Genomic DNA, 19,395 nt, shown 5'->3' with positions numbered 1-19,395 from the left:
CGCATGTCCCGCACACACGGGTATCCGGCTCCAGAGGTACGGGCGTGCCGCCGCCCGCCCCCTGGGGAAGCTCCACGGTCAGGAAGCCTTGGTGCGCGACGCCGACCGCTTCGTCGCGTTCGTGCCCGAAGCGGACCGTGAGCGGGTGCCGCTCGCCGTGGCCTTCCCCGTGCTCTTGGCCGTGGTCCTGGCCGTTCCCTTGGCCGTGCTCTTGGCCGCGGGCCTGGACTTGCTCGCGGACGCGGACTGCGTCTTCTTCTGGCTACGGGTCCGGGTCGTGCCGCCGGCCGTGGTCCGGCTCTGCGTCTTGGTGCCGCCCTGTGTCTTGGTACCGGTGTGGCCGCCCTGTGCCTTGCTGCCGGTCGGCGTCTTGGTGCCGCTGTGCGCCGTGGTGCCACCCTGCGTCGTGGTGCGGCTCTGCGATCCGCCGCCGTCCTGGCCGTCCTCCTTGGGGCGCGGCTGCGTGAGCCACACGGCGGCCGCGCCGGCCGCCGCCACCGGCCACTCGATGAGGCCGGCCACGCCGAGCAGGCCCGCACCGGTGTACGCCGCGATGCGCCGGCCGTGCGGGGACACCACGCCCACCGCGTTCAGCGCGCCCTCGGCCGCCTTCTTGGCCTCGGCCATGCCGGGTACCCGGTTCAGGTCGGGCGTGATCGCGCGAAGCGGCCCCGTGAACCTGCCCGCCGACGACGCCTGCTTCTCGCTCATACCGCCTCCGCATGCGCTCCCACAGGCCCGCACCTCAGAGGAACAAGCGGTACCTGCACGTCAGCCTCTGTCTGCCTCCGGGTTCCCCTGACGTCACCGGTCAATCACACATCTCACCCCTAAAGCTGACGTACGACGGCATCCGCGCCCGCCGGCTTGCGGCTGCCGGGAAGCCGTCGTACGCGCGAGCGCCATGCGGCCGGGCCACCGCGTCCGTACGACGCCTTCCCGGGGTGATCGCGCAGCTCAGCCCGCGTCGAGTTCGGTGAGCAGCTGGAAGGTGAGCGCGTCGACCGGTCGCGCCTTGCCAGCGGTCTCCTCGCTGAAGGTGTTCACCATCATCACGACCGCCGTCCCGCTCTCCCGGCTGAAGGCGGCGCAGGTACTGAAGCCGCCGGTCCCGCCGTTGTGCCAGGTCATGGTGCGGCCGGTGGACAGCGGGCTGAGGTGCCAGCCGAGCCCGATCCGCAGGCTGCTGCCGGGGGCGGTGAAGTGGGGCCGCTGGGTGAGCTCGATCGCGGCCCGCAGCGGCGTACGCCGCGGGTCGAGCTGCGCGGCCAGGTACCGCAGCATGTCGTCGGCGGTGCTGTACATCGACGTGCCGGCGCCGCTGAGCACCGCGTCGTGCCAGTCGGGGACGGTCTGCCCGGCGAGGTGGCCGACGGCCTTGCGCACCGCCATGTCCGGCCGCAGTGCCGTCGTGGTGTCCGGCAGCCGGAGCGGCCGCGTCACGGTGCGCCGCACCATCGCGTCCACGTCGTCGAAGGCCAGCGCCTGGCCGAGCAGCCCGAAGCCGAGGTTGGAGTACGCGTACGTGCTGCCCGGCTCGGTGTCCAGCCGCGTCCTGCGCAGGCCGATCGCCAGGTCGTCCAGTGTGTAGTGCGCGTACGGGTCCAGCGGGTCGGCTTCCGCGAGGAGGTTCGGCGGCAGGGACGGCAGGCCGGAGCTGTGGGTCGCCAGGTCGGCCAGTGTGATCCGCCGGGGTCCCTTGCGCGGGACACGGAACCGGGCGGGCAGGGTGAGCGGTGCGTCGAGACGGGTCGTGCCCGCGCTGACGGCCCGTGCGAGGGCGGTGGCGGTGAGCGTCTTGCCGATGGAGCCGAGCTGGAACACGGTACGGCCGTCGGGCGCAGCGCCTCGCGTGCCGTTCATGCGCTCCGCACCGCTTCTGCCCGCGCCCGCGACGTACGTACGGCCGCCCTGGATCACCCCGCAGACCGCGCCCGGGCTGCCGGCGGCCAGCGCCCGGTCCAGGCAGTCCCGTACGCGCGCGGGCAGGCCACCGTCGGCGGCGGCGGTGCCGGAGAGCAGCGGTAACCCTGCCCCGGCCGCCGCCGCGGTGGCCGTGAGAAGAAACGTCCGTCGGTCCATTGGGTCACTCCCCCGTCGTCATGTCCGCCGGCACCACCGCTGACAGCAGCACGAGCAGCGGTACGACCCGGCCTGCGGGCACCCGGTACTGGCCGCGCCCCTCGGCCTGGAGCCAGCCGGCTGCCGTGAGCTGCTTGAGGTGGTGGTACAGCTGCCCTGTGGTGTTCAGCGCGGCGGTCTCCTGCAGCTCGGCCGCCGACCGGATGCCGCGCAGCACCGCACGCAGCAGCGTGAGCCGCACCGGGTGGCCGAGCGCGGCGTACGGCGCGGCGTGCGCGGACCAGTCCGCCGCGAGCAGGCCGTCCGCCACCGCGCCCTGCTGCCATTCGTAGTGCTCGCCGGTGGGCAGGTCCACCGCACCGGTGAACAGCACCTGCCCGCTCCCCGTGACGCGCCGGCGAAGCTCCTCCAGAGCCCAGAAGACATCGTCCCGGGCCACGTCGGACCCGGTCTCCAGCCGCGCCACCCGCTCTTCGAGCGCGGCCACGCGCGCTGCCAAGGACTCGTCCGTCACGCTCCGGAGATTACGTTATTCCGGAATAACAGAGCAAGGGCTTTCCGGCCGGACGCTCCTCGTGGCCCGCCCACCTGCCCCTGGACATGCGTGAGCCGTGGCCCGCCGAGGGCGGGCCACGGCTGACGAACCTAGCGGCCGAGGTACGGGCCGGGGCGCCTGCCTACCGTGCCGCGACGAGTTCGAACGTCGACAGCGGCGGTCCGTAGACGCTGCGGGAGCCGTCCCGGTCCATGCTGGTGATCGCCAGTTCACGCGTGCCGACACCGCCGCAGAAGTAATGCATGACCGACTTCGGGTCGTACTGGGTGAGATCGATCGTGCCGGTGGTGTCCTCGTCGGGACACACGGCCGGAGCCCCGGAGCGAATGTGCTCGTGCCGGAATCCGAGCGTGTGGCCGAGTTCGTGCCGGAAAACCCCTGCCCGGTCGAAGTCGGTCGTGTGGTACGAGGGATCGACGAGCACCCGCCGCCGGTGGGGCGGATCGTTCGGGAAGAATGCCGAGGCGATGAAGGCGCCCTTGGCGTCGATGTGCCGCACGGCGAAGAGCACTTCCGGCGGCCGCAGGGAACCGCTGTTGTCGGCCGCGCTGACGTACTCGAATTGCACGCCGCAGGTGTCGGACCAGTCCCGGGTGGCCGCCTTCATGTTCTCGACCACTTCCTGGTACCACTCCTGGCGCGGGAACGTCTGCTGCAGGACGCAGTACTTCAGGATCGTGCCCGGCTCCCAGCGGACGAGCTTGCCCTCCTGAACGATGCCGAGGAGCGTGTTCTCCCGGGGCTTGAGGTAGCTGAGGCCGGCTTCCTCGGTCAGCCGGGCCGCCTCGTTCCGGGCGGCCAGCGCCTGCTGCGCCTCCCGGTAGAGGCGCAGTTCGTCCTCGTCGAAGAGCAGGTCACCCTCGACGCAGTACAGTTCCTCGCCGTCGATGGGCAGCGCGGGCGGCGGCGCGAAGGCCGCCCCTTCCGCCCCGGCAGCCGCACCGGCACGGGACGCGGCGGTCCCTTCACTCGATTTCGGATCGGTCGGCTTCGCCATTCTTCACTCACCACCTGGCAGCATGGCCGGACGGAATCGCCGGATCCATTCCACGATCGCCTGGTCCAGGTCTTTGAGTTGGTCTCCACCGGAAACCCAGTAGGTCTCGTTGTCGACCTCGACCTTCGGCATGGTGTCGAGCCACGTGCCGAATTCCGGCAGGGCACTCACCTTTTTCCGCACATGGGGATACCGGTCGAGCAACTTGCCTTCGGCGGTGCGCTCGTCCCGCTCATGAGATTGCCCGTCCACGTCGTTCCCTGCGCTTCGCCTCACGAGTCACTTCTACGACGCGTCGTCCCCCGCCCCGTGCCTCCGAGCACCGGGCCCGTGCCGGAAAGCCTGCTCCCCATTCCCCCGGCGGTCAATGGAACCGGCACCGCCGTTCGCCGCTCCGCCCGCCACCCGCTACCGTGCTGCTCCGTACCGACAAGACGATCGACGAGGCTCGCCGCGATGAAGACGCGCACCCTGAACTTCGGCCTGTACGCGGACGACGAGGGGCTGGCGTGGGCCGGCCGGCTCGTCGACGAGGCAGTGGCGTCCCGCGGCGCCCGGCTCGTCGGGAAATCCGTCGTACGCACCGTCGGCGACGGCGGGCTGCCGACCGCGGAGCTGTACGACTTCCTGGCGGAGCAGTGGGCGTGGGAACACCCCGGCCAGGACAGCGGCGCGCGGGAGCCCGTCCACCTGAAGGTCCGTCTGGTGTGCTCCCTGCGGACGTGGCGGGCCATCCGCAAGGCGGTGCTCAGGTCCCTCTGCCCGGAGGGCAGCGCGCCCCACGCCTGCCGCGTGCCGTGGTTCGCCGCCTGAGCCGGGCGTGCGGCCCAACGACGTGGCATTGAGCGGTGGTGGGGAAATGCGTCGCGTTCCGTACGGGTGACCCGTTAGCCTCCGCCTGAGACCGGCGTGGAGGGGGACGGCCATGAGTGCCGAGGGCGTGCGGAGCGGACGGCTGGGGCTGCTGCTCGACCAGTTCGACTGGGCCAGGGAGATGGCCGAGGTGCGGCTGACGGGGCTCAGCGACGAGGAGTACCTGTGGGAGCCGGTGGCCGGCTGCTGGTCGGTCCGGCGCCGGGGCGAGGCCGTGACGCCCAGGGCCTACGGGCCGGGCGAGTGGGTGCTCGACCAGGGCGCCCCGGACATTCCCGCGAGCGAGTACGCCGAGGTCGCCCGGCAGGCCGCCGGCGGCATGACCGTGGCGAAGATCGCCGATGACTGGCAGGTGAGCGTCGAGCGCGTCGAGCAGGTTCTGGCGCACACCGGCACGCCGGAGCCCGACGCCACCCCCGTCACCACGATCGCGTGGCGGCTGGGGCATCTGCACTCCTGTTTCGCGGGCCAGTGGGAGTGGACCTTCGGCGAGCGCCGGCGGGAGCCGAAGCTGCTCGTCGACTTCACGCCGTCCGCCGCTCTGGCACTGGAGCGGCTCTGGGCGCTGCTGGACCGCTGGCGGAAGAGCGTGGCGACCGTGACCGACGAGCAGCTCGACACGATCGGCTTCTCCCAGTACCCGTACGGCTCCGACCCCGACGATGCCTACGTCGACGTACTGATGGGGTCCAACGTGGAGTTCATCCACCACATGGCCGAAGTCGCGCTGCTCCGCGACCTGTGGCGGAACCGCACCTGACCGCGGCCGGCCCGGCCCGCCGGCCGCGGCCGTACCGTCTCAGGCGGCGAGCGTCTGGGGCATCCTGCGCACCGGGGCGGCCGGGAGGCGGACCGGGGCCACGGGGGTGCGGCGGACCGGCTCGGCCGGGGTGTCGGTGGGCAGCACGCGGTACGTGGTCTTGGCCGCGTCCACGAGCGCGTCGCCGAGGGTGATGCGGCCGGCGGCGTGCAGCATGTCGCAGATGTCGGTCGGCAGCGCGACGTAGCAGCCGCCCCGGTGGGTGCGGGAGTCGTACGGCTGCCAGTAGCCGTACCGGCGTCGTCCGCCGGCCCGTACGGTGGCGAACACCGGGGCCCGCGCGTCGGAGATGGCGCGGAGCACGTCGACGCAGGCGGCGTCGAGCGGGACGTCGGTACGGGCGCGCGTGCGGGACCGGTACGCGGCGCCCCCGCCAGGCACACCGGAGCTCGCCGCGGCTCTGTGGGAGGCGGTCGGCGCAGCGGCGGTCGGGGCCTGGTCGAGGACGGGCGTCATCGGGACCTTCCTAAGGGCGAGGGTTCAAGATCACGTACCCATTGAACCAGGTGTCGATCATATTTACCCAACTTTCTGGCGGCGGTTCGCCGTTGTGTCGCGAACCGGGCTCCCGGACCGCCCGGGACGCCCGGATCACCGGTCCAGGACGCGGCCTCACCGGTCCAGGACACGGCCTCACCGGTTCAGGACGCGGCGCAGCCACTGGACCCGGGCCCGGCGCGCGTCGCGGGAGACGGCGGCGTCCGGGGCCAGCTGGTCGAAGCCGTGGAAGCCGCCGGGCCAGATGTGCAGCTCGGCATCCCCGCCGGCCTGCCAGATCCGGGTGGCGTAGGCCACGGCCTCGTCGCGGAAGGTCTCGGCGGCACCCGCGTCGATGTAGGCGGGCGCGAGGCCGGACAGGTCGGCGGCCCGGGCGGGAGCCGCGTACGCGGGCACCTCCGCGGTGCCGCGCGCCGCACCCAGCAGGGCGGTCCAGCCGACCTCGTTGGCGTGCCGGTCCCACAGCCCGCGCCCCGCCATCTGGTGGCCGGACGGAGTGTCGTTGCGGTCGTCGAGCATCGGGCACATCGCCAGCTGGCCGATGATGCCCGGACCCCGGCGGTCGCGCGTCATCAGCGCGACGGCCGCGGTGAGGCCGCCGCCCGCGCTGCCCCCGGCGACGACGATGCGCTCCGGGTCGCCGCCGAGCTCCTCGGCGTGCTCCGCGACCCACTCCAGTCCGGCGTAACAGTCCTCGACACCGGCCGGGTACGGGTGCTCGGGTGCGAGCCGGTACTCGGCCGACACCACCACCAGCCCCAGCGGCTCGGCCCACTCGCGCAGGATCAGCTCCATGCCCGCGCGGCTGCTGCCACTGATCATCCCGCCGCCGTGCAGGTGGTAGACGACCGGTGCGCCCTCCGCCAGGCCGGCCGGACGGGCGACGAGCAGCGGGACCTCCGGTGCGCCTGCGGGGCCGGGCGCCGTCCGCTCGTCCACCTCGTAGGCACCGCCGGCACGGAGTTGTTCCAGGGTGGGTTCCGGGACCATCTCGGCCAGCCGGGCACGCCAGCCCGGGACCAGGGCGGCCGAAGAGGGGAAGGCGGCACGCAGGTCGCCCATGCCGTCCAGGACGGCGGCCAGCTCCGGGTCGAAGGGCGTCGCCGGCATCTCGTCCGGCCGGCTCCGCCGGGACGCAGCGGTGTTGCTCATGTACGTATCTCCTTGGTGGTGCGGTGGGTCGTCACAAGGCGGGTGGGCGTGGGGCCGTGGCCGGGTCAGCTCACCGGCGGGGTTTGGAGGACGGCCCGTACCTCGTCCCCGGTGGTCTCCGTCAGCTCGTCGCCGACCAGCAGCCAGCGGGTGATGCCGGCCGCCTCCAGGAACGGCAGGTCGTGGCTGGCGATCACCAACGCGCCCTCGAAGGACTCCAGCGCGCTGGTCAGCTGACGCACGCTCGCCACGTCGAGGTTGTTGGTCGGCTCGTCGAGCAGCAGCAGTTGCGGGGCGGGCGCCGCGAGCACGGTCGCCGCGAGCGCGGCCCGGAAGCGTTCGCCGCCCGACAGGGTGCCCGCCGGCTGTTCGGCACGCGCTCCCTTGAAGAGGAAGCGCGCGAGCTGTGCGCGGATGTGGTTGTCGGTGACGCCGGGAGCGGTGCGCGCCACGTTCGCGGCGACGCTCAGCGCATCGTCCAGCACGTCCAGCCGCTGCGGCAGGAACCGCAGCGGCACGTACGTCCTGGCCGTACCGGACAGAGGGGTGAGTTCGCCGGTGAGGGTGCGGAGCAGGGTGGTCTTGCCGGCTCCGTTGCGTCCGACCAGGGCGATGCGCTCGGGGCCGTGCACGTCGAGCGTGCCGGTGCGCAGCCGGCCGTACCGGGGCCGCAGCTCGTGGAGGCTCAGGACCCTGCGGCCGGCCGGTACCGCGGTGTGCGGCAGGTCCACCCGGATCTCGGCGTCGTCACGGACCGCGTCCGCCGCGGCCTCGCGCCGCTCGCGTGCCTCCTGGAGGCGGTCTTCGTGCAGGCCGCGCAGCTTGTCGGCGGACTCCTGCGCCGAGCGCTTGCGCTCCCCCGCCACGATCCGCGGGGCGCGCCGCTGGGCGTCGAGCTTCTTGCTCTGCCGCTGCCGCCGGGCGACCTTGGTCCGGGTCTCCTCCAGCTCGCGCCGCTGGCGGCGGACGTCCGCCTCGGCCGAGCGCAGCGCCCGGCCCGCCGCCTCCTGCTGGGCGGCCAGTGCCTCCTGGTACGCGGACCACCCGCCGCCGTACCAGTTCACCGTGGCCGCTCCCGTGCCCGGTGCGGAGCCCGGCGCCGGTCGCAGCTCGGCGACGCGGTCCATCCGTTCCAGCAGGTCACGGTCGTGGCTGACGACGATCAGGGTGCCGGAGCGCCAGGCGTCGACGGCCCCGTACAGACGGCGCCGTGCGAACAGGTCGAGGTTGTTGGTGGGCTCGTCCAGCAGCAGGACATCGGGCCGCTGCAGCAGCAGTGCGGCCAGCCGCAGCAGTACGGTCTCGCCGCCGGACATCTCCCCCACGGTCCGGTCGAGGCCGAGGTCGCCGAGGCCGAGGGAGCCCAGCGTGGCCAGGGCGCGCTCTTCGACGTCCCAGTCGTCGCCGACCGTTTCGAAGTGTGTTTCGGACACGTCTCCCGCTTCGATGGCGCGGAGGGCGGCACGCCGTTCGGCGATGCCCAGCGCCTGGTCGACGCGGAGCGCGGTGTCCAGGGTGATGTTCTGCGGGAGGTGGGCGAGGCGGCCGCCGACGGTCACCGTTCCCGCCGCGGGGCGCAGCTCGCCGGCCAGCAGGCGCAGCAGTGTGGTCTTGCCGGTGCCGTTGGCGCCGACGAGGCCGGTGCGGCCCCGGCCGACGGTGAGGGAGAGCCCGTCGAGGACGGTCGTGCCGTCCGGCCACTGGAAGGACAGGGCGGAGCAGGTCACGGAGGCGCTGGGGGTCGCCGGTGCGGACATGATGATTCTCGCAGTCGTAGGCGGTGGGAAGGGGCTACGTGTGCGAGCACCAGGCGGCGACCGGACCGGCGGAAGACGGGTGCGGCTCTCCGGAGGGCGAGGGACAGCTCAAGCACCGAGGTCGCATGCACGCGGGGTCACGGACGGCGAGAAGGCCGGGTCGACGTGACGGGCGTACGGCCGATGCCGTACCGCGTGATGTTCGCGAACCTCAGATGCGCAACGTCCACCTCTATCGGAGACAACAGGACCCTGCGACTGTACCTCATGGCCCGGAGCGGGCGTGCTGCGAATCATCCGCCGTGCGCATCCTCCGCGGCTCGCTGTCGTTGACCGGCCGAGTCCCATGAGAGGAAGTCCGTTGGCATCGACGTCCCTGTTCCAGCCCCGTGTGCGGGTGGCCGTCCTGGCGGCGTCCACCGTCCTGCTGGGCGCCGCCGCGACGGCGTCCGCGCCTGCGGTGGCGCCCGCCGCCGCATCCGCCGCTCCCGCATCCGCCGCTCCCGTGTCCGCCGCCGTCCCGCAGCCGGAGGGCGGGCAGCCGGAGCGCGGGCGGCCGTACATCGAGACCAGTCTCTTCTTCGGCACCGCCCATCCGGACGGCAGCCCGCCCGTCACCGACCGGCAGTTCCGCCGCTTCGTGGACGAGTTCGTCACGCCCCGCTTCCCGGCCGGGCTGACCGTCCAGCAGGGCACCGGCCAGTACCGGGACCGGCACGGGACCATCGAGCGTGAGCGGTCCTACGAGCTGATCGTGTTCTACCCCACGGCTCAGGCGGGGCCCAGCGGTCGCAAGATCGAGGAGATCCGGTCCGCGTACGAGAAGAAGTTCGCCCAGGAGTCCGTGGCACGCGTCGACGACCGCACCACCGTGGACTTCTGACCACCACTGTGTGCCCGGTGGTGGACCGCGGGTGATCCTCCGCTGCACGTAACGGTCGTACGCACAGGGGTGGGCCCGGCAGACGCGCTGTCTGCCGGGCCCACTCGGTAGGTCCTGTGCCGTTACTGCTGCCCGCCGCCGCTCTGCCGGCCGCCCTTGCGGCCCGCCTCGGCGGCGCGCTCACGGTCGTTGGCGAAGTTCCCGCCGCTCTCGTGGCCGCCCTTCTGGCCGGCCTCCGAGGCGCGCTTCGGGTCGTTGGCGAAGTTCCCGCTGCTCTCCTGGCCCACTTCCGCGGCGCGCTTCGGATCGTTGGCGAAGTTGCCCCCGCTCTGCCGGCCGCCCATCCGGCCGGCCTCGGCGGCGCGCTCACGGTCGTTGGCGAAGTTGCCCGAGTTGTTGGATGCAGCCACGGCTGTTTCCTCCATCTCGTCGTGCGTCGTGCCTTGCACCACGCGAGTGCCCCGGCCACTGGGGAACATGCACCCCGATGTCCTCATGGGCGCAGCGGGCGCGGACCGTTACGGCGTGTCCCAGACGGGGGCGCGGAGCACCTGGCCGGGGTAGACCTGGTCCATGCCGGACAGCAGGGGCCGGTTCGCTTCGAGGAGGCGGGGGCAGAACGCGGCGTCACCGTAGATGCGTTCCGCGATGTCGACGAGGGTCTCGCCCGCACGGACCGTCACGAACCGCGGGCTCAGGCCTTCCTGACCGACCGTGATGCGGTCCTCCACCCGTGCCACTCCGACGACGTTGCCCACGGCGAGCAGGATCTTCTCCTTCTGCTCCTGCACGGCGGCGTCACCGCTGACGATCGCCGTGGTGCCGTCGACCGCCACATGGAAGTGATCACACGTCAGTTCCAGCTGGTGGAGGCGTTCCTTGAGCTGCGCGGCGGCCGCGTCCGGTTCGGCCGCCAGGGGACCGGCCGGCTGGTGGTCCGACCGCAGGCGGTCTCCCGCCTCGGGAACGAACTCATACGTCGTCATGCCATTGCCCTGCCTCTCGCCCCCCGAACCTCTTGCGATGAGCGTGCCACTCTCCGCAGTGCCCCGGAAGTCATACACCCACGCACCGGCGAGTCGGTCATCCTGGGGAGGGAAGGGGAGGGCAGCGCGCGGCCGGGGGTGTCTCAGCGGACCAGCGGCGCGGCCCTGGCGACGAACTCCTCGATGGCCTGCCGGGACTCGGCATCCCGTGTGCGGTGGTCCGTCTCGTCCTGTGCGTTCGACACTTCCCAGGTGCACCGGTAGGCCCGCTCCGCCGCGCGCACCACTTCCTGGTCGTCGGTGAGCAGTTTGACCCGGTAGAGGGCCTGGCGGGCGACTGTCCTGAGCCGGTGCGCCTCGTCCCGCGCCGCACGGAACGGCTCTCCGCCGGGGTCCTCCCGCTTGCCGTACCAGCGCTGGGCCTGGCCGTGCCGGTACTGCTCGGCGGCCTCGGCGAAGGCGCTGTACGTGGTGATGCGCTCCTGCCGGAGTGCCTCGGACCGGGTGAACGCCTCGCCCCGCTTGGAGGCGGCGCGCTGAAAGGCGTGAGTGACCACCGACCCCAGCAGCGTTCCCCCTACCGCTACGACACTTGCCCAGAGCGCTTCCATGACACCAGTCGATCACGGTCGGCGAGCGCCCCGCGTGGTACCTGCCGCCTCTGACGGCGTGCGGCGGCGACGGTGCGGGGCTCGCCAGGGTCGTCAGGCCGTGACGTGCGGCCGGCTCTTGGCGTCGGGGGCCGTCACGCGCGCCTTGTCCTCGGGCTCGGGGGACGTGCCGCGGTCGGCTTCGTCCTGGACGAGCAGGGAGAGCAGGGCAGCCACGGTCAGCCCCGACTCGGCGGGGTGGCGCAGCACCTTGCTCGGTTCGATCCGGTATGTATTGGTACGGCCCTCCCGCGTATGGGAGAGGTAACCGTCCCGTTCGAGGTCGGCAATGATCTTCTGGACGGCACGTTCGGTCAGGCGGCAGTACGCGGCGATATCACGGATGCGGGCGCTGTGATCATCCGCAATGGCTGCCAGTACCCGTGCATGATTAGTGATGAACGTCCATCCGGTGTATGGCTCAGGCACTCCATCCATGTGCCCACTCTAGCGACCAGGTATACGCGCATTCAAAAGCACGTACAGTATTTCGTGTATTAGTTGACGCACGTGGGCCGCGGAAGGCAGCCTGAAGGCGGCGGTCAGCCACGGACGAGGGGCGGACGAGGGAGAGAGGCCATGCCGGAGCCTACGTACTCTGCGCAGTCCCTCACCGGTGCGGGCGCCGGTCACGGGCAGGAAGACGGCCGCGCACCGGCGGGTGCCCTGCCGTACCCGGTGACCGTCGAGGTCACGCGGAACGGCCACCGGGTCGGCGTGGCCCTGCGGGGCGAGCTGGACCTGGAGACCAGCCAGCAGATCCAGTCCGACCTGCGCCAGGCCCTCAGCCGCTCGGTCAGCGGCGTCGACCTGGACCTGAGCGGAGTGTCCTTCTGCGACTGTTCCGGCCTCAACCTCCTTCTCCGGCTGCGCCGGCGAGCACTGGACCACTGCAAGACGGTCACCATCGGTGCCGGCAGTCGCGCGGTCGAGCGGCTGCTCGGCCTGACCGGCACCCGGGCACTGTTTCCCCACCCGAATCGGGACTACGAGAACATGACACACCCTGCCTGCCACGACGCCGGCCCGCGCGACGACAACGACCAGGACCCGCACGTCGTGATCGCCCAGTTGCGGCGAGCCATGCAGACCCGGCCGACCATCGACCTGGCGCGCGGCATCCTCATGGCCTCCTTCAACCTGACCCCCGAGGAGGCGTGGCACGTGCTGGTCGCCGCCTCGCAGAACAGCAACACCAAGCTGCACCGTCTGGCGGACGACCTGGTGGGCACCATCCAGGGCGGCGCGCTCCCCGATGCCGTACAGCACCACCTTGCGCAGGCGGTCACGAAGACGCAGAACACCGCGCCGGCGGCGGCACCGGTCTCCGCGGAGCCACCGGTTTCCGGGGAGTCACCGGCCCCGCCGGAGTCGCCGGCCCCGGGCGCCCTGGCTGCGGAAGCGGTCCCCTGCACCAGTGCCCCGGACGGCCCCATCACGCCGACCGGCCCCTGACCGTCCCGTCCACCGGCTGGGCCGGTCAGGGCGGCTGAGCACGGGCCACTCGGGCCGATTCCGTCGACTGGGCTGCTCGGGCGGGTGCCCCCGGTCGGCCGCCGCCCGACACGCCTCACCCAGCTGGTGGATTCCGGGAGTCGCGGATCGGACATGCACATGAGGCGGGCCGTTCTGGCAGCCCCATGAAGCACACTGGCCGCATGGACCACATCAGTCAGCAGCCGGATACGGCACACACGCGGAAGTTCCCGCCGCGGCCGGAGAACGTGGCGCTGGCTCGGCATTTCGTGGGCACCGTCCTCGAGGACGCCGGCTCCGAGCTGAGGGAGACGGCCGAACTGCTGGTCAGCGAGTTGATGACCAATGCGATCCTGCATGCGCGCACCGAGACCGAGGTGTCGGCCTGGCCGCTCGACCACGGGGTGCACGTACAGGTGACCGATCAGCGGCCCTCCCGGCTGCTGGTGCCGCAGGGCCGCCTCCCCCTCCTCGGCCCGGGCCGGGGACTGGCCCTGGTCGAGCGGCTGGCGTCCCGCTACGGGGTCGACGCCGACGCGGAACGCAAGACGGTGTGGTGCGAAGTACGGCCCGGCGGGCCGCCGTCCCCGCCGTCCTCCTGGCAGATCACGACCGGCGCGGACCCCACCGGGCCGGCCCCGGACGGGGCGGACATGCGGAGCGCCGCGGCCGCCGCGATACTTTCCGGCCCCACCCGCACCGTCACACTGGTCGACCTGCCCGGCGCCCTCTACCTGGCGTCCCAGCAGCACCGGCACGCGCTGCTGCGCGAAATGGTCCTCGCCGCGTCCGCCGGTCAGCACTTCGGCGTACGCCCGGAAGACCTCGCGGCGGCGCACGACATGAGCAACGTGATCAGCGCCTGTGTCACGACCGAGCTGGAGAAGCAGCCGGCGGCCGCCTACATCCACACCCTGCGCCTCGCCTTCCCGGCGGACGCCACGAGGGCGGTCATCACCCTGCGCCACGTACTCGACGTGGCCGAGGAAGTGGCCCGCGACGAGCGCCTGCTCGCCTGGCCGGCGCTTCCCCAGAACCGACTCTTCCGCCAGTGGATCCTCGACCAGATCACCAGCCAGCTCGCCGGCGGATCGCCCGTGGCCTGGACGGTGGTGCCCCGCGAGCAGAGCGCGAGCCCCGCCGAGCTGGTGCCCGTGGACGCCACCCACGTCTGGGCGAGCAGGGTGCCCACGATCGCGGCCGACGACGAGAACCGGATCATCGCGGCGAACGGCACGGCGGCCGACCTGCTGGGCTGGCAGGCCGATGAACTGGTCGGCCAGCGGCTCACCGCCCTCATCCCCGAGCACCTGCGCGAACGCCACATCGCGGCGTTCAACTCGCTGCTGCTGACCGGCCGGTCGCGCATCCTGGGCCGCTCCGTACCGCTCCCGGCCCTGCACCGGGACGGCCGCCTGGTCCCCATCCGGCTGTTCATCCAGACCCAGGGCACGACCGACGGCCGTACGGTGTTCATCGCCCAGCTCACTCCCAGGGCGGCTCCCCGGGCCCCGGCACCGGGCCAGTACGGGGAGAGCCGGTACGCGATGCCGGCCGAGCCGGGCGGGCCGTACCCGCCGGAGACCGCGGAAGACCTCGCGCGCACGGGTGACCTCCCGCCCCCGGGTGACGAGGAGTTCACCGTCCCCGTCGCGGACGCCGGGGACACCTTCGTCACCAGCCCGAACACGAGCCCGAGGCCGAGCGGCGTTGCAGGCGCGGAAGGCGAGACGGCTGCGGAAGGCGAGACGGAGGAAGGCGCCGCTCCCCAGGTCACCGGCGGGACGAGCGGTGAGGCGAGCGGCGAGGAGACCGACGGGCCGGCGCTGGAGCGGCAGCTGTCCCTGCTCACCGACATCGCGGAGGCGCTGAGCAGCGCGTCGAGCCTGGACGAGGGGCTGCAACGAGTGTGCAAGCTGCTGTCCCAGCAGCTCGCCGACTGGTCCGTGGTGGATCTGCTCGACGAGTCCGACCAGTTGCAGCGGGTCTGCATCAGCCACCGCAACCCCTGGGAACTGCCCGCCGAGGCCTGCGCGGGCCGGCTCCCGCCGGTGACCGAGGCCGCGCGCGGACCACTGGCCCGGGTGCTGCGCGGCGCCGGTCCGCTGCTGCTCACCGAAGCACCGTCGCTGAACCGGACCGGGAGCCCCCTCGACACCCGGTACGCCCGCCTCTTCGCGCAGCTGGGCGCCGGCAGCGCGCTGATCGCCCCACTGCGGGTACGCGGCGCGGTGTTCGGCGCGCTGACCCTGGCCCGTACCGATCCGGACGACCCTTTCACCGACGCCGACCTGCCCCTGATCGACGGCCTGGTCCGCAACCTCTCGCTGGGCGTGGAGAACGCCCGGCTGTACCAGGAGACCCGGCAGATCGCCGAGCGCCTCCAGCACTCCCTGCTGCCCGTGCTGCCGGAGATCCCGCACCTGCAGATGGCCGCCCGGTACGCGCCCTCCTCCATGACCGCGCAGATCGGCGGCGACTGGTACGACAGCTTCCGCGTGCCCAACGGCGACACCGCCCTGGTCATCGGCGATGTCACCGGCCACGACCTGGAGGCGGCCATCGCGATGAGCCAGCTCCGCAGCATGCTGCGCGGCATCGCCATCGACCGCCACGAACCACCGGGCGAGATCCTGCGCCGGCTGGACATGGCACAGCACAGCCTGCACGAAGAGTCCACCGCCACCTGCATCTACGCCCTGGTGTCGGGCCCCGAGAGCGGCCCCTGGGAGCTGAAGCACTCCTCCGCCGGACACCTGCCGCCGCTGCTGACGACCGAGGACGGCGACACCCGCTACCTCGGAGGAGCCGCCGGCCTGCTGCTCGGCATGGACCCCGACCTGCCCCGCCCCCACGCGACGGACTGCCTGCCGCCCCACTCGACGGTACTGCTGTACACCGACGGCCTCATCGAACGGCGCGACGAGTCCCTCAACGACGCCATGGCCCGCCTCCGCCGCCACACCGCCGCCCTGGCCCGCAAGCCCCTCGACGTCTTCTGCGACGAACTCCTCATCGCCCTCAGCGCCGACAACGCCGACGACATCGCCCTCCTCGCCGTCCGCCCGGTACCCCGCACCTGACGAACCGAACTACGGGCCAATTGCCGGTAGTTCACCATGTGCGCGCCCCTTCTCCCCGCGCCTGTTCGTCCGGTAGAGAGGATCGTCCGGCAGGGAGAGGGTGCGTTCGGGGAGGGCGTGTGGGCTCGTACGGTCATGAGGGGCGCGGGGGGCAGGGCGGGGTGCCGGAGGTGGCGCGGCCTGCTGGCGATGTGCACGTCACCGTGTGGGGTGATGGCGGCGCCGGGCGTGCGCCTGTCGTCTTTGTGCATGGGATTCTCACCTGGGGTGATGACGAGCGGTACGGGTTCGCGGCGCAGCGGCCGTTGGCGGACCGGTACCGGCTGCTGGTGATGGACCGCCGAGGGTATGGGCGCAGTCCGGACATCGCGCACAGCGACTGGGCGGTGGACGCGGAGGACATCGTCGGCCTGCTCGGGACCGGTGCGCATCTGGTGGGGCATGCGTACGGCGGGGTCGGTGCGATGGCCGCTGCCGTACGCCGTCCCGATCTGGTCCGTTCACTCACCCTGATCCAGCCCGGTGCGCTGCGGCCGGCCGAGGGGCATCCCGTCGTCGCCGAGGCGCTGGCGCGGGCGCGGGCGGCCACCGCGGCGCTGCCCGCCGGGCTCACTCCGGAGGAGTTCCTGCGCGGTGCCACCGAATCGGTCGGGATGGCGACGCCCGAGCCGACGCCCGAGCGGCTGCGTGCGGCGGCCGCCACGATGGCCGAACGTCCCTGCTGGGACGCGGACATCCCGCTCGGGCCGCTGGCCGGGGCGCCCTTCCCTAAGCTGATGGTCTCCGGGGACTGGGCAGGGGCTCCCGAGCAGTACCGGAAGTACGCGGGCGAGCCGCTGATCGCCTGTGCCGAGCACATCGCCGCGGCCATCGGGGCCGAGCATCTGGTGGTGCCCGGCTACTACCCGCACACGCAGCAGCCGGACCGCGTCAACGCCGCGCTGCGGGAGTTGTGGGACGGTGCCGAGCCGGTGTGAGTCGCTGAACATGACGGAGGGCCCGCGACCGGCGCGGGCCCTCCGGCGTATCCGTGGGGGACGGATAGGTGATCGTTTCGTACCCGTCCGCACGGCGGCAATGCGTCGACTGCGCCGGCAGAGCGTCCCTGCGGGTCAGGTGTACCCGGTTGGCGCAGCACGCGCCGTGAGGTGAGCGGACGGTGTTATGAGCGACCGGCGCGGGCGTTGCGCAGGGTGCGGGCGCACCAGCCGATGATCACAGCGTTGACCAGCGCACCGAGGGCGACGGCGAGGAAGCCCATGGCGGGAAAGTCCGGCAGGACGAGCAGGACGAGGCTGACCGGTGCGGTGGCTGTCACCGGCACCACGCCGGCGAAGGAGGCGTCCGGGTTGTCGCCGTAGCCGACCACGACGGCCCAGACGAGCAGGGCCGCGCACACCGCCAGGTAGATACGGGCGAGCAGGCTGCCGAGCGCGTCACGCACGGTGCGCAGGACGGGGTTGCTGGACGCGGGGTCGTTCATGGCGGTGGTGGGCTCCTTGTGCGTGGTGTGCGTCATGGTCGTGGTGTGGGGGGTCATGGCGGTCCGCGTTTCGTCGGTGGGTGGGTGGGTGGATGGGTGGGTGGTATGCGGACGGTGTGTCAGGAGGGTGCCGGGCCGGGGCCCGGCGGGGCGGCGCCCGGTGGGGTGGCGCGGACGAGTCCCAGGTCGTACGCGAGGATCGTGGCTTGCACCCGGTCACGCACCCCGAGCTTGCGCAGCAGCGCGTTCACGTGGGACTTGACCGTGCCGACGGTGATGTCGAGTTCGGTGGCGATCTCCGCGTTGTTGAGGCCGGAGGCGACCAGGGTGAGGACGGCGCGTTCCCGTGCGGTCAGCCGGTCCAGGACCGTGGCGTCGGTCCCGGTGGTCGGTCCGTGGTGCGGCGCCGCGGCGTAGTGGCCGATGAGCCGGCGCGTGGCGGACGGGGCGAGGACGCTCTCGCCGGCGGCCACGACGCGGATGCCCTGCAGCAGTTCGGCCGCCTGCACGTCCTTGAGCAGGAAGCCGGACGCACCGGCGCGCAGTGCGTCGAAGACATAGGCGTCGAGGTCGAAGGTGGTCAGTACGAGGACGCGCGGCGGGTCCTCGCGTCCGGTGAGGATGCGGGTGGCGGTGATGCCGTCGAGCCCTGGCATCCGTACGTCCATGACGATCACGTCGGGTGCGAGCCGCTCGGCGAGGCTCACCGCTGCGGCGCCGTCTGCGGCCTCGCCCACGACGGTCATGTCGGGTTCGGCGTCGATGACGGCGGCGAAGCCCGCCCGGACGACCGCCTGGTCGTCGACGACCAGCACGGCGAGGGTCATCGGGATTCCTCCTGGTCGGAGTCGGTGGGGAGGGGCAGGTGCAGCACCACCGTGCCCGGCTGTGCGGTGGTCAGGGTGCCGCCGAGCGCGGCGGTGCGCGTCATCAGCCGCTGCCGTGCCGCCCGGCGGGTCGCGCCGGACACGCCGGTCGCGGTGACGGTCAGGACGTCGTCGGTGGCGTCGAGGACGAGTGTGGTGGGCCCGTGCTCCCCGTCGGCGCCTGCTTCCAGTACGGTCTCGGCGGCGCGGTAGGCGGCGATGTCCACGGCTGCGGGCAGCCGCTCGGGAACCCGGTCGGTGAGCCGCACCCGCACCGTGCGGCCGGCGGCCCGACACTGGTCGACGAGCAGGTCGAGGGCCTGGAGGGTGGGCTGCGGGCGGAGTTCGGCGTGCTGTTCCCCGGCGCGTACGGTGTCGAGCAGGGCCCGCATGGCGGCCAGGGCCGCGCGGGCGCGCTCCGCCGTTTCCGCGAGCCGCCCCGCCTCCGCCTCCTCGATCACTTCGGCGGTGCGGGCCAGCACGGTGGTCTCCAGTCCGGTGGTGATGCGCCGGCGTTCGGCCCACGCGTCCCGGACGGCCTCCTCGGTCCACGCGGCGACGCGCTCCTCGTGTGCGTCCAGGGCGGCGCGCCGCCGCTTGCCGTACCAGGTGCCCAGTGCCCACGCCGCGGCAGCCGCCAGTCCGGCCGCGGCGGCAGCGGCCCCGGCGACCGCCCCTGCGGACGCGGTGCCGCCCCGGGCCAGTACGGCCACGGTCAGCGCGGCGGCGTGCACGGCGGCGGCCACAGCGGGCGCCAGGAACCACGGCACACTGCCACTGCCCATGCCACTGCCCAGGGCGGACAGCGCGGCGCGCGGCGCCGGAGCCACCACCGGCGGCTCACCGCTGTCCGGTTCCGCCGCGCGCCGGACCGGTCTGTGCCGGACCGGTGTGCTGTCCGCCTCGGCCGCGCCGGAGGCCCGTACGGCGAGTGCCGCGCACGTGGCGAGCATGCTCAGCGCGGGCGGCAGGACGGCCGGTCCGGCGTACCCGCCCGCGGCCATCGCCGCAGGCCAGAGCGCGGCGAGGAGCAGCTGCACGCTCAGCGCGGTACGCGGCGCCCGGCGCGACCACAGCAGGGTGAGCGCCTGCGCGGCTGCGAGCAGTGCGAAGAGCGCGCCGGCGGAGATCCCGGGTCCGGCCGGTGTCGTGCTCTCCCGGATGACGAGGAACGGCAGCAGCGGCTGGAAGCACAGCCCCACGGCCGCGACGCACTGGGCGAGCCGGTACGTC

20 protein-coding genes and 1 pseudogene are annotated in these 19,395 nt (G+C 72.7%); 6 read left to right on the top strand and 15 right to left on the bottom strand.

Translation table 11 applies throughout. From position 1 onward, the window contains the following. Positions 1 to 78: 78 nt before the first annotated feature. The 5 genes from C3486_RS03540 to C3486_RS03520 form a co-directional block, all read right to left on the bottom strand. Positions 79 to 711, bottom strand: a complete 633-nt coding sequence (locus tag C3486_RS03540; protein WP_103831054.1) for a hypothetical protein — start codon at positions 709 to 711, stop codon at positions 79 to 81. Between the two features lie 246 nt (positions 712 to 957). After that, entirely contained in the window at positions 958 to 2,082 is a 1,125-nt protein-coding gene (locus C3486_RS03535) for a serine hydrolase (protein WP_103831053.1), read from the bottom strand. A 4-nt stretch (positions 2,083 to 2,086) separates the two neighbouring features. Next, positions 2,087 to 2,596, bottom strand: coding sequence for a helix-turn-helix transcriptional regulator (locus tag C3486_RS03530; RefSeq protein WP_258052571.1), 510 nt, complete (start codon positions 2,594 to 2,596; stop codon positions 2,087 to 2,089). Between the two features lie 163 nt (positions 2,597 to 2,759). After that, entirely contained in the window at positions 2,760 to 3,635 is an 876-nt protein-coding gene (locus tag C3486_RS03525) for a matrixin family metalloprotease (RefSeq protein WP_103831052.1), read from the bottom strand. A 3-nt stretch (positions 3,636 to 3,638) separates the two neighbouring features. After that, positions 3,639 to 3,887, bottom strand: a complete 249-nt coding sequence (locus C3486_RS03520) for a hypothetical protein (RefSeq protein ID WP_103831051.1) — start codon at positions 3,885 to 3,887, stop codon at positions 3,639 to 3,641. A 204-nt stretch (positions 3,888 to 4,091) separates the two neighbouring features. Here C3486_RS03520 and C3486_RS03515 point away from each other — a divergent pair, with 204 nt between their 5' ends. Next, positions 4,092 to 4,448: a hypothetical protein gene (locus C3486_RS03515; protein ID WP_103831050.1), complete on the top strand. Its 357-nt coding sequence runs from the start codon at positions 4,092 to 4,094 to the stop codon at positions 4,446 to 4,448. A 112-nt stretch (positions 4,449 to 4,560) separates the two neighbouring features. Then, positions 4,561 to 5,268 (top strand): DinB family protein, encoded by a 708-nt coding sequence (locus C3486_RS03510; protein ID WP_103831049.1) that lies wholly within the window; start codon positions 4,561 to 4,563, stop codon positions 5,266 to 5,268. Positions 5,269 to 5,307: 39 nt separating this feature from the next. Here the strand turns inward: C3486_RS03510 and C3486_RS03505 are convergent, their stop codons facing one another. From C3486_RS03505 to C3486_RS03495, 3 genes are all read right to left on the bottom strand, one after another. Continuing rightward, a complete protein-coding gene (locus C3486_RS03505; protein ID WP_258052570.1) occupies positions 5,308 to 5,784 on the bottom strand; it encodes a hypothetical protein in 477 nt (158 codons plus the stop codon). 177 nt (positions 5,785 to 5,961) lie between these two features. After that, positions 5,962 to 6,978, bottom strand: a complete 1,017-nt coding sequence (locus C3486_RS03500) for an alpha/beta hydrolase (protein ID WP_258052569.1) — start codon at positions 6,976 to 6,978, stop codon at positions 5,962 to 5,964. Positions 6,979 to 7,043: 65 nt separating this feature from the next. Beyond that, positions 7,044 to 8,735, bottom strand: a complete 1,692-nt coding sequence (locus C3486_RS03495) for an ATP-binding cassette domain-containing protein (RefSeq protein ID WP_103831048.1) — start codon at positions 8,733 to 8,735, stop codon at positions 7,044 to 7,046. A 346-nt stretch (positions 8,736 to 9,081) separates the two neighbouring features. Here C3486_RS03495 and C3486_RS03490 point away from each other — a divergent pair, with 346 nt between their 5' ends. Next, on the top strand, positions 9,082 to 9,618 hold the full coding sequence (locus C3486_RS03490) for a DUF3574 domain-containing protein (protein WP_103831047.1): 537 nt from the start codon (positions 9,082 to 9,084) through the stop codon (positions 9,616 to 9,618). 122 nt (positions 9,619 to 9,740) lie between these two features. Here C3486_RS03490 and C3486_RS38715 read toward each other — a convergent pair whose 3' ends face one another. From C3486_RS38715 to C3486_RS03470, 4 genes are all read right to left on the bottom strand, one after another. Beyond that, positions 9,741 to 10,028: a general stress protein gene (locus C3486_RS38715; protein ID WP_374936834.1), complete on the bottom strand. Its 288-nt coding sequence runs from the start codon at positions 10,026 to 10,028 to the stop codon at positions 9,741 to 9,743. 108 nt (positions 10,029 to 10,136) lie between these two features. Next, on the bottom strand, positions 10,137 to 10,604 hold the full coding sequence (lysM, locus tag C3486_RS03480; RefSeq protein WP_103831045.1) for a peptidoglycan-binding protein LysM: 468 nt from the start codon (positions 10,602 to 10,604) through the stop codon (positions 10,137 to 10,139). A gap of 143 nt (positions 10,605 to 10,747) precedes the next feature. Further along, entirely contained in the window at positions 10,748 to 11,215 is a 468-nt protein-coding gene (locus tag C3486_RS03475) for a hypothetical protein (RefSeq protein WP_103831044.1), read from the bottom strand. A gap of 93 nt (positions 11,216 to 11,308) precedes the next feature. Further along, on the bottom strand, positions 11,309 to 11,692 hold the full coding sequence (locus C3486_RS03470) for a helix-turn-helix domain-containing protein (RefSeq protein ID WP_103831043.1): 384 nt from the start codon (positions 11,690 to 11,692) through the stop codon (positions 11,309 to 11,311). Between the two features lie 141 nt (positions 11,693 to 11,833). Here C3486_RS03470 and C3486_RS03465 point away from each other — a divergent pair, with 141 nt between their 5' ends. The 3 genes from C3486_RS03465 (at position 11,834) to C3486_RS03450 (ending at position 16,790) form a co-directional block, all read left to right on the top strand. Further along, complete coding sequence (locus C3486_RS03465) at positions 11,834 to 12,709, top strand: anti-sigma factor antagonist (protein ID WP_103831042.1); 876 nt, start codon at positions 11,834 to 11,836, stop codon at positions 12,707 to 12,709. A 203-nt stretch (positions 12,710 to 12,912) separates the two neighbouring features. Beyond that, positions 12,913 to 15,813, top strand: coding sequence for a SpoIIE family protein phosphatase (locus C3486_RS37865; protein ID WP_258052567.1), 2,901 nt, complete (start codon positions 12,913 to 12,915; stop codon positions 15,811 to 15,813). Positions 15,814 to 16,004: 191 nt separating this feature from the next. Further along, positions 16,005 to 16,790: an alpha/beta fold hydrolase gene (locus C3486_RS03450; RefSeq protein ID WP_103831041.1), complete on the top strand. Its 786-nt coding sequence runs from the start codon at positions 16,005 to 16,007 to the stop codon at positions 16,788 to 16,790. A gap of 185 nt (positions 16,791 to 16,975) precedes the next feature. Here the strand turns inward: C3486_RS03450 and C3486_RS03445 are convergent, their stop codons facing one another. The 3 genes and pseudogenes from C3486_RS03445 to C3486_RS37860 form a co-directional block, all read right to left on the bottom strand. Further along, a complete protein-coding gene (locus C3486_RS03445) occupies positions 16,976 to 17,353 on the bottom strand; it encodes an SCO4225 family membrane protein (protein WP_308461214.1) in 378 nt (125 codons plus the stop codon). 62 nt (positions 17,354 to 17,415) lie between these two features. Continuing rightward, positions 17,416 to 18,123, bottom strand: coding sequence for a response regulator transcription factor (locus C3486_RS03440; RefSeq protein WP_103831040.1), 708 nt, complete (start codon positions 18,121 to 18,123; stop codon positions 17,416 to 17,418). Next, positions 18,120 to 19,395: pseudogene (locus C3486_RS37860) on the bottom strand (histidine kinase); the annotation flags it as partial. The gene C3486_RS03440 and the pseudogene C3486_RS37860, both read right to left, overlap by 4 nt.

Origin of the sequence: Streptomyces sp. Ru73, from assembly GCF_002920575.1 — a bacterium.
In the GTDB taxonomy this organism is placed as follows: domain Bacteria; phylum Actinomycetota; class Actinomycetes; order Streptomycetales; family Streptomycetaceae; genus Streptomyces.
Note: the sequence above shows the minus strand (reverse complement) of the source record. Positions and strands in the feature narration are given on the sequence as shown.

Coding starts and splice junctions, on each gene's coding strand:
- C3486_RS03505 (WP_258052570.1), bottom strand. CDS start 5,784: ATGACGCCCGTCCTCGACCAGGCCCCGACCGCCGCTGCGCCGACCGCC.
- C3486_RS03500 (WP_258052569.1), bottom strand. CDS start 6,978: ATGAGCAACACCGCTGCGTCCCGGCGGAGCCGGCCGGACGAGATGCCG.
- C3486_RS03475 (WP_103831044.1), bottom strand. CDS start 11,215: ATGGAAGCGCTCTGGGCAAGTGTCGTAGCGGTAGGGGGAACGCTGCTG.
- C3486_RS03515 (WP_103831050.1), top strand. CDS start 4,092: ATGAAGACGCGCACCCTGAACTTCGGCCTGTACGCGGACGACGAGGGG.
- C3486_RS03495 (WP_103831048.1), bottom strand. CDS start 8,735: ATGTCCGCACCGGCGACCCCCAGCGCCTCCGTGACCTGCTCCGCCCTG.
- C3486_RS03465 (WP_103831042.1), top strand. CDS start 11,834: ATGCCGGAGCCTACGTACTCTGCGCAGTCCCTCACCGGTGCGGGCGCC.
- C3486_RS03540 (WP_103831054.1), bottom strand. CDS start 711: ATGAGCGAGAAGCAGGCGTCGTCGGCGGGCAGGTTCACGGGGCCGCTT.
- C3486_RS03470 (WP_103831043.1), bottom strand. CDS start 11,692: ATGGATGGAGTGCCTGAGCCATACACCGGATGGACGTTCATCACTAAT.
- C3486_RS37865 (WP_258052567.1), top strand. CDS start 12,913: ATGGACCACATCAGTCAGCAGCCGGATACGGCACACACGCGGAAGTTC.
- C3486_RS03440 (WP_103831040.1), bottom strand. CDS start 18,123: ATGACCCTCGCCGTGCTGGTCGTCGACGACCAGGCGGTCGTCCGGGCG.
- C3486_RS03445 (WP_308461214.1), bottom strand. CDS start 17,353: ATGACCCCCCACACCACGACCATGACGCACACCACGCACAAGGAGCCC.
- C3486_RS03490 (WP_103831047.1), top strand. CDS start 9,082: ATGAGAGGAAGTCCGTTGGCATCGACGTCCCTGTTCCAGCCCCGTGTG.
- C3486_RS03525 (WP_103831052.1), bottom strand. CDS start 3,635: ATGGCGAAGCCGACCGATCCGAAATCGAGTGAAGGGACCGCCGCGTCC.
- lysM (WP_103831045.1), bottom strand. CDS start 10,604: ATGACGACGTATGAGTTCGTTCCCGAGGCGGGAGACCGCCTGCGGTCG.
- C3486_RS03510 (WP_103831049.1), top strand. CDS start 4,561: ATGAGTGCCGAGGGCGTGCGGAGCGGACGGCTGGGGCTGCTGCTCGAC.
- C3486_RS03535 (WP_103831053.1), bottom strand. CDS start 2,082: ATGGACCGACGGACGTTTCTTCTCACGGCCACCGCGGCGGCGGCCGGG.